The sequence below is a fragment of the Priestia aryabhattai B8W22 genome (genome assembly GCF_000956595.1).
In the GTDB taxonomy this organism is placed as follows: Bacteria; Bacillota; Bacilli; order Bacillales; family Bacillaceae_H; genus Priestia; species Priestia aryabhattai.
In genome coordinates this window covers 1-8,283 of record NZ_JYOO01000060.1, presented here as the reverse complement: position 1 = coordinate 8,283, position 8,283 = coordinate 1, and the positions used below count along the sequence as shown (strand labels likewise).

Genomic DNA, 8,283 nt, shown 5'->3' with positions numbered 1-8,283 from the left:
AATAATGAATTCATTCCGCTCTTCAATAGTGATTGATCAATACCTATCAGCTTATCCCCTGTCACTTTTACTACTATTTGTTTTACTATTTTTTCTGCGTTTTTACCAATTAATGTGTCGTTGCTAAATAATTCTGGTTCATAATCCTTATTTGTAGCTACTTTAGGTAATAATAACTTGTTTATTTTTCCATTTATTGTTAGTGGGATTTTATCTATTTTAATAAAGAAGCTAGGAATCATATATGTCGGGAGTGAGCTGCGTACGCTTTCCTTTAAATAGTCATCAGTTAGTTCTTCATCAGAAACATAGTATAAGATTAAATGTATATCGTCGTTAAACACTGTATCTGCTTTAACAACAGCATTTCTAATTTGTTTTACATTATTATAAGTGCTTTCAATCTCACCTAGCTCAATTCTAAAACCTCTCAGTTGTACTTGGTCGTCGTTTCTTGAAATATACTGTAGTTCGTCGTTATTCAAAACCTTTACTATATCTCCAGATTTGTAGTATCGGACGTTATCAATACTTATAAATTTTTTTTCATTCATTTCAGAATTTTTGTAATAACCTAATGAGACCCCTTTACCTGAAACATACAACTCTCCTTCTTCATTTATCTTTACTTCTTGCCCGGTTTGATTCATTACTTTAAAACCTAAATGAGGTAAGACTTTACCTATATTTGTAATTCCCTTTTTTACATCATCTTTAGTAACTTCTTTGTATGTTACATGAACAGTTGTTTCAGTTATTCCGTACATGTTTATTAACTTTGGTAAATTAGTATTGGAAGATAAAAACCAAGAGGTTAACTTTTTAAAATTTAATGCTTCTCCTCCAAAAATAATATACTTTAAATTTAATTCATGCTGACGCTTTATAATCTCTTCACTCATTTCAAAGAAAGCACTTGGAGTACAATTAAAAATACTTGTTTGTGTATCTACCATTAAGTTAACAAAGGCGACCGGGTTTCGACTTTCTGCAAACGAAATTACTGTAACTGTTCCTCCATAAGCCCAAGCTCCCCACATTTCCCAAACTGAAAAATCAAAGGCATATGAATGAAAAAATGTCCACTTATCCTTATCGTTAAAGTTAAATAACTCCTTGGATGCTGAAAATAAATTTACTACATTTTCATGAGATACACATACACCCTTTGGAATGCCAGTAGAACCTGATGTGAAAATTATGTATGCTGGATCCTCAGGAGCAATTATTACATGGAGGTTTTCAGAAGAAAAATCCATATATTCTACTAAAAGATTATCTATACTTAAATGTTTGCATATTTGATTATCTACTCTATCTACGTCGCTTATTAATAATTTCAATTCAGAATTCTTTATGATATGTTTTACTCTTTGAGGTGGACTCTTAGGGTCGATAGGTACATAGCTTGCACCTAATTTAAGTAATGCCAAAATTAAAAATAGAACGTATTCAGATTTTTCAATATAAATTCCTACATTATCTCCCTTTCTTATGCCACTATACTGTAAGTATCTTGCTATTTTATTTGCTATACTATTTGTTTCTTTATATGAGTAGTCTTTATTTTTATTTTTTATAGCAATATTATCGCTATAACTTCTTACGGTTTCTTCAAATAGATATACTAAAGAATTCATGTTTGTACTATTCCTCCAATCATTTTAAATATGTACCGGAAGCTACTGTCATTATATGAAAAACAAAAGAAATGAGGGCGACGGTAATCGTAATTATTACTGCATTTTTCCTTTTAATAAATGTTAATTTTTCTAGGCTAAAACTAAAAAGAATTAAACTAGCAATATAAAATAGTTCAAATTCAGCCACAAATGTATGAAGCAAAGAATTTTTTTCTTTCACCAATAGAGCTAAACTAGTGAATGTTGTTTCTTTTGCATTAACAGAGAGGGCAACTAATGCATTAACGCCAGACCCTAGAACAATCAACATCCCTGCATTGACTACTGCCTGGAAAATTCCTTTTATATTTACTGGCTTCTCTTTTAACACTAAATATAATAAGTACACAATTAAGATTTGAACAATAAATGTGAATAGTAAGCCTAAAGAACCCATTGCAATTGTACTTATGATAAAATTCATAGGTCCCATTTCCGAAATAGAACTCCCATTTAAAACATTCATACCTTTTTGGGTTGTAGAATACAGTAAGAGAGTTGTTTCAGCACCCGCAATTAAACTCAGTGATAGCAAATAAAGTAGTGATTCACCATACTTTTTTGGGGTTTTAAAAAAAAACTGTGCAAATTTATTAGTGTTTTTCAATTCCGAATTTATTTCCATTTACATTCTCCTAATTTATTATTTTTTCTGACTTAATTGGAAGTGTAATACTTCTTATCTCATCTTCCATAATCATTACGGTAGACTTGTATTGTACAAAATTTTTATAAAAAAATGAGATAATATTATTGTCAACAGCCCATTCTGATATCTCATAAATTGAAAGTGGAGAAGTCAATCCCGTCTTTAGTACTTTTGATAAACTTTCTTTTGCACTGAAAAGAGTTTCTTTACTTAATATCCCTTTACTTTCTTCAATCATTTTTCTTTCGCATTTTGTTAAATATGTACCAAGAAATTCTGAATCATTTTTCGTTTTAGTTTCAATATCAATTCCCATGGGGTGTAATTGATCAAAAATTAATATCCCTAAAGTTTTATGTGTATGAGTGATAGAGATCCCTAAGCTTATAGGTAGACCAATGTTATTAACAATAACAGGTTGGCCAAAAACTCCTTTTAACAGAGAAATATTTTTTATTTGACTTAAATCTAGTCCTAAGAATGCTCTAATAGCAGATTTTCCACAGTACAAACTTTTTTTTACCTCTACTATTCTCTTACTAGCCCTATACATCTCCAAATATTCATACTCTCTTTCATTAAAAATTTCATTAGCATCCTTCATGTCAATGGAATCTAGTCGGTGAAATTCAGTAAAAGTTTTATAAGTGTTTTCGCCATATTTATAATATTCAAACATTTATTCCCCTCCTTTCAAGTGAATATAACAAACTAATAAGCTATTTTATTCTTAAAATTAATAAAAAAATATCATAAAAATGTAAAAAATTACTTTTTATTAGTTAAAATATTACTCATTATCATTATCGATAACATTTTAACACAGTAATTTTGTCGAGTCTATCTGTAATTTGTAAAATTTATGAATTAAATGTCATATTTTCCGTTTTTTTAAACTTTATATATTCTTAAAGTCATAATAATAATGCTCTTTTAATTAAAAAATTAAGATGATAGGAATTAATATTCATATAAATTTAGCATCTATCAAAAGCAAAATTTCCTTGTGAAATTCGATTGAATTTTATATTTAAACAGATATTAAACTAAAATAAAAAAACCATATTTAATTTGTTTTACGTTAATAAAAACAAGTTAAATATGGTCAATCTTTATTTTATGGCTTTTTTGTAAGAACATACATAGCTTTTCTTAAGATCTCGTTTTCTTCCTTCAAATCTTTAATTATTTTATCTTTTTCTTCTGATCTGATAGGATATGAAGTGGATTTTTCTATAAACTTCAGTTCACTTTCTCTTTTTTCTTTATAGATATTTATCCAATTGCGTAATGTTGGTACGGAAATATTAAGCTCTTCTGCTAATTCTCTTGGCTTTCTTCCCTTTTCTATTACTAATCTAGCGGCGTGCATTTTAAAATCTTTATCATGGTGCTTCCCCATAAATATACAGACACTCCTTTTTGAATTTATTTAGTGTCAATTCTCTTTTTTTAGCAAAGAATCATATTTTTCGAGGTAAAGAGTCTTATAGAGTTGTTTTTAATTTATTTACCAAAATGAAAATTGTGGTTGTTGCAATGGCCAATATTATGAAATCTACTAAGAAAGGTTGAATACCAATCCATATCAAACAGAAATGAAGAGCAGCGATGACTATCAACATGGGCATTCCATATAAAAGACTGATCAATACATTTGGATTTGATTTTATGGCTTCAGAAGGATTATCCCATTCGGTACTTGGATTTTTCATATCGAATAGTGGAGTTAACAGGTTGTAACAAACTACCAAACAGGAAATGATTAGCATCATAACAAAATCCTCTAGCTTCGAATGGCCAAAAAGGGCGAAAAGTAAGAAACTTAATAATACAGCTCCCACACTCACGGTAGACGCAAATATTACTTTAGAAAAATATACATACTTACTATCAAAAGGGTTTATCTTTAATAAGTTGTAGTATGTCCCTTCTCTTGAATAAGGTGTTCCACTGATATTATTTATGCAACAAAAGAATAGAACAGAATATGAAAAATATTTATTAAGAAATCCATCTTTTGTTATATTTAAATTATCTGGTAATACTTCATTTTGTATTAAAATCAATAATATAGTAGTGAAAATTATGGGTAATAGAAAGCCCAGTACAACTTGCATTTTAAAATAAGCCTCAGACTTAATAATCCATATTTCTCTTTGTAGGTAGTTGCTCCATTGATTTTTAGTTATTCGGACTTTTGAGCTTTTTAAGCTTATTTTACTATTTTCTGATACGCCATTCTTAAAATAATTCACCGAAATATTTTCTATAATAAAATAATAAAAGAGAAAACTAATTACCAATATAGAAATACAACTCAATATAAAATAAATATTAATTTCACCCGATACTAAAATTTTGACTAATGATTTCATTACTGACACAGTAGTTGTTATGTCATAAATGTATGCAAGGATAAATTCTAGCGATTTTTTAATCCCTTTAATGGAATTAATATCTATTTGGGATACTAATTTTGATAGTTCTAAGCTTGATTTTCTAATAAAATACATAAATAAAAGGAACGGAATTAACAACATAATAAAAATATTTATTAATAAATAAACTAATTTACTTTTAAATTTATAATAATACCTGTTTATAAAAGACAGAACAAACATCAAAAAAAGTGCAATTAGCCCATTAACAACTGGAATGAATAAACACAGTTTAATTGCTTCTACAAATTTGAAATCCACTATTAAAAACCCTAGGGTTGGTATTTGGATTATTATTGAGAGAAAAATAGGTATCCATATGCTGCTAGTTACCTTTGCCATTGAAATATTCTTACTTGAAAGTGGTAAAGGTGTTAATAATTTGAATTCATTATAAGCAAAAGCCTGCGAAGTTGATAAATAGCCAGTAAATACATATACAAGAAGGCATGAAAGCATCAAATTATAAACTATAAAAATGGAAGTATCTCCAAGAAAAAAACAAAAGCGTTTATAATAGTTAGTTGACAAACCATATAAAAAATGGCTATCAATAAAACAACTTTTAACATTGTTTGCTTTGGCTTTTTATAGAAGGAATAAATGAAAAATTTAGTTAATTGAAGTTTTTCCTTCATATATTTGCGCCTCCATAAAAATAGATTCTAATGATTTTTCACCTATTATATTTTTTATTTGACCGTGTAAAATGATTTTTCCTTCTTTTAAGATAGCTACTGTATTGCAAATCTTTTCTGCTACATCTAGTAAATGTGTAGAAAAAAATACTGTTCCTCCCTTTTCCACGTATTGTTTAATTAATCTTTTGAAAACTAAAACAGCATTTGGATCTAAGCCATTTAATGGTTCATCCATTATAATAATGGGTGGATTTATTGTAAAAGCTGCAATTAAGAGGAGCTTATGCAACATACCGTATGAATAGGTTCCTGTGGGTTTTTTAATAGATTCTTGCATACCAAACAAATTTACGTACTCATTCAACTTTTCATGATTTTTATTATTATATAAATTCATCAAGAAAAGAATCCAATCCATCCCTGAAATGTTCTTATATATATTAATAGTGTCCGGAATAAAAAAGAATTGCCTTTTGTATTCTATTCCGCTTTCTTTAGGTAACCCATTAATTTCAATCTTTCCATTATTACAATCCAAAATACCAGTAATAATATTTAAAGTAGTTGTTTTACCTGCCCCATTTGCTCCAACAAAGCCTAAAATTTCTCCTTTTTCTACTTTTAAATTTACCCCGTTTAAAATCTTCTTATCTGAGTAACTTTTCTCTAGGTTTGTAATGCTTAACAATAGTATTACCCTCCCATCCCTCTATAGTTAATATTATTTTCTTCTTTATTTATTCAGAATGAAATTTCTTTTTGGAAATCCAGGCATTTGTAATCAAAATTGTCAGCGCTGTGAATATAAGAGCTGCTAATAAACTCCATATTACGTCCATACTAGTTTTTCCTACAATTAATAGTTCCATAGCATGTTTGCTCATACTTGCTGGGTTGATGTTATCTATCACAGGACTTAAACCGACCATAATTCTACATGCTAATAGAAATACAATTGAAATTAATGCAATTATTCCTTGGCTATTAAAAATAGTACTGATCATTGTAGTGAATGAAACAATAAATAAAATCCATACTAGATAAAATAACAAAGCTACTAGTAAATCTATAAAATTAACAGCTGTGAATAATAAACTAGTATATGCATATGAAACTAAGTATCCTAATGCGACACTGCAAGCAATAAATAAGTAGTTAGAAATGATTTTTCCACTAATATAGGATATTACGGTTACAGGTCTAGTAAGAATGAAGGCTAACATGCCATTGGCTTTGTCGGATTGTATAATTCCCATCATCGAAACAATGATAATCATAACTCCAAGTTGATCAAATTGTGAACCCAAGGTGCTAGCAAGAACTTCTCCTCCTTTTTGCGCCGCCATGTTGGGATCAATAGTAATACCTTGCCCTCCGCCAAGCGCTTTTAAGATTGAAGGTAAATAGTAACTTACCACTGGCTGGGTGATGCCTAAAAATATAAATACAAGAGGTAGCCAAATAATCTTAAATTCGCGTACTGATTGAACAAATTCTTTTTTTACTAGTACATTAAAATGATTCATTTTTCCACCACCAACTTTAAGAATATTTCTTCTAACGTATCGTTAGCTATTTCAAACCTATTAAGGTCTACATTATGTTCTAAAGCATTGGTCAGCAACATATTCTTGTTAGATTTAATATTGTCTACTTCTATCTTTACTGTATTACCGACTACGTCTACATTTTTTACATAGTTCAAACCTTTAATAACTTCAATCCAATCATGGCTTTGGGCTGTGATATCTACATTGATTTTATTTTTACTATTCTTATTTAGTAATTCGCTCATAGTCGTATCTTCAATTTTCTCTCCATTCTTTATAACGACAAATCTTTCACATATTTCTTCTGCGTCTCCCAATATGTGAGTTGATAACAAGATGGTAGCCTCTTTCTTTATTTCTTTTATGATATTTAACACTTCTCTGCGACCAATTGGATCTAACGCTGAAACGGGTTCATCCATTACAATTAACGATGGTTTATGTAACAATGCCTGTGCAATGCCCAGTCTCTGCTTCATCCCTCCCGAAAAGGTTCTAACCTTGGAGTTTTCCTCTCCTTTCAGCCCTACTTTCGACATGATTTCGGGAATAGCTCTTGTCAGCTCCTCTTTTTTTATTCCTGACAACTGCCCCATGAAAGTTAAAGTTTCTTTAGCAGTCATCCAGTGAAAAAAATTAGGATATTGTGGTAAGTAACCAATTTCTTTTTTGAGTTTTGAAATCTTCTTGCCATCAAGTAACACTTCTCCTGTACTTGGATCGATAATATCAGAAATCATTTTTATAAGCGTAGACTTACCCGCTCCATTAGGTCCTATTAATCCGACACATTCACCGGACTCAACTTCCATTGAAAAGTTATTAACCGCTATTTTATTTTTAAATTTTTTGGTAACGTTTTTAATTTCTAACTTCATATTGTTTCACTGTCCTTTCTGCCTATAACAAAGTACAATATTGGACCAAGAGTATTTACAAAAATAATGATAAGGGTCCACATTAAAACGTTTTTTCGGGTTTTTCTGTTTCTGTACAAATCTATTAGCGCAATTAGAATTAAAACTATTCCAATAACTACTACGGGTAAAATAATTGGTAAAAAAGACATGATATCAATTTCCTTTAAATCATCCAATCCATAATGCAAATTCATGTAGTTCACTCCTTTAGTTTTAATCAATTTAATATAAATATTATCATTATTGATAATGATAACATGTAAAATGGAATATTGCACCTTTTTTCTTTTTATTATTTAAAATATTGTTTTAGTTATTGTTATTATTTATAATAATATTATCATTATAAATAATAGTGAGTTCGGGCATTGTTTATATAAGCTTAGAATCTGAACTGTTC

At 29.2% G+C, this 8,283-nt stretch carries 9 protein-coding genes; all 9 read right to left on the bottom strand.

Features of this window, described 5'->3' with window-relative positions:
• Positions 1-1,640: amino acid adenylation domain-containing protein (locus N178_RS25255; protein ID WP_152640876.1), on the bottom strand; the 1,640-nt coding region annotated here is incomplete at its 3' end.
• Between the two features lie 19 nt (positions 1,641-1,659).
• Complete coding sequence (locus tag N178_RS25250; RefSeq protein WP_045295601.1) at positions 1,660-2,307, bottom strand: hypothetical protein; 648 nt, start codon at positions 2,305-2,307, stop codon at positions 1,660-1,662.
• 10 nt (positions 2,308-2,317) lie between these two features.
• A complete protein-coding gene (locus N178_RS25245) occupies positions 2,318-3,010 on the bottom strand; it encodes a 4'-phosphopantetheinyl transferase family protein (RefSeq protein ID WP_045295600.1) in 693 nt (230 codons plus the stop codon).
• A 438-nt stretch (positions 3,011-3,448) separates the two neighbouring features.
• Positions 3,449-3,733, bottom strand: coding sequence for a transposase (locus N178_RS25240; protein WP_045295597.1), 285 nt, complete (start codon positions 3,731-3,733; stop codon positions 3,449-3,451).
• An 85-nt stretch (positions 3,734-3,818) separates the two neighbouring features.
• Positions 3,819-5,114 (bottom strand): hypothetical protein, encoded by a 1,296-nt coding sequence (locus N178_RS25235; protein WP_152640875.1) that lies wholly within the window; start codon positions 5,112-5,114, stop codon positions 3,819-3,821.
• A gap of 270 nt (positions 5,115-5,384) precedes the next feature.
• Complete coding sequence (locus N178_RS25230) at positions 5,385-6,101, bottom strand: ABC transporter ATP-binding protein (RefSeq protein WP_045295594.1); 717 nt, start codon at positions 6,099-6,101, stop codon at positions 5,385-5,387.
• Between the two features lie 49 nt (positions 6,102-6,150).
• A complete protein-coding gene (locus tag N178_RS25225) occupies positions 6,151-6,939 on the bottom strand; it encodes an ABC transporter permease (protein WP_045295593.1) in 789 nt (262 codons plus the stop codon).
• Entirely contained in the window at positions 6,936-7,841 is a 906-nt protein-coding gene (locus tag N178_RS25220) for an ABC transporter ATP-binding protein (RefSeq protein ID WP_045295589.1), read from the bottom strand. Before N178_RS25220 ends, N178_RS25225 begins: the two co-directional genes overlap by 4 nt.
• Entirely contained in the window at positions 7,838-8,077 is a 240-nt protein-coding gene (locus tag N178_RS25215; protein WP_045295588.1) for a PLD nuclease N-terminal domain-containing protein, read from the bottom strand. The genes N178_RS25220 and N178_RS25215 overlap by 4 nt, the downstream gene beginning before the upstream one ends.
• Positions 8,078-8,283: the final 206 nt, after the last annotated feature.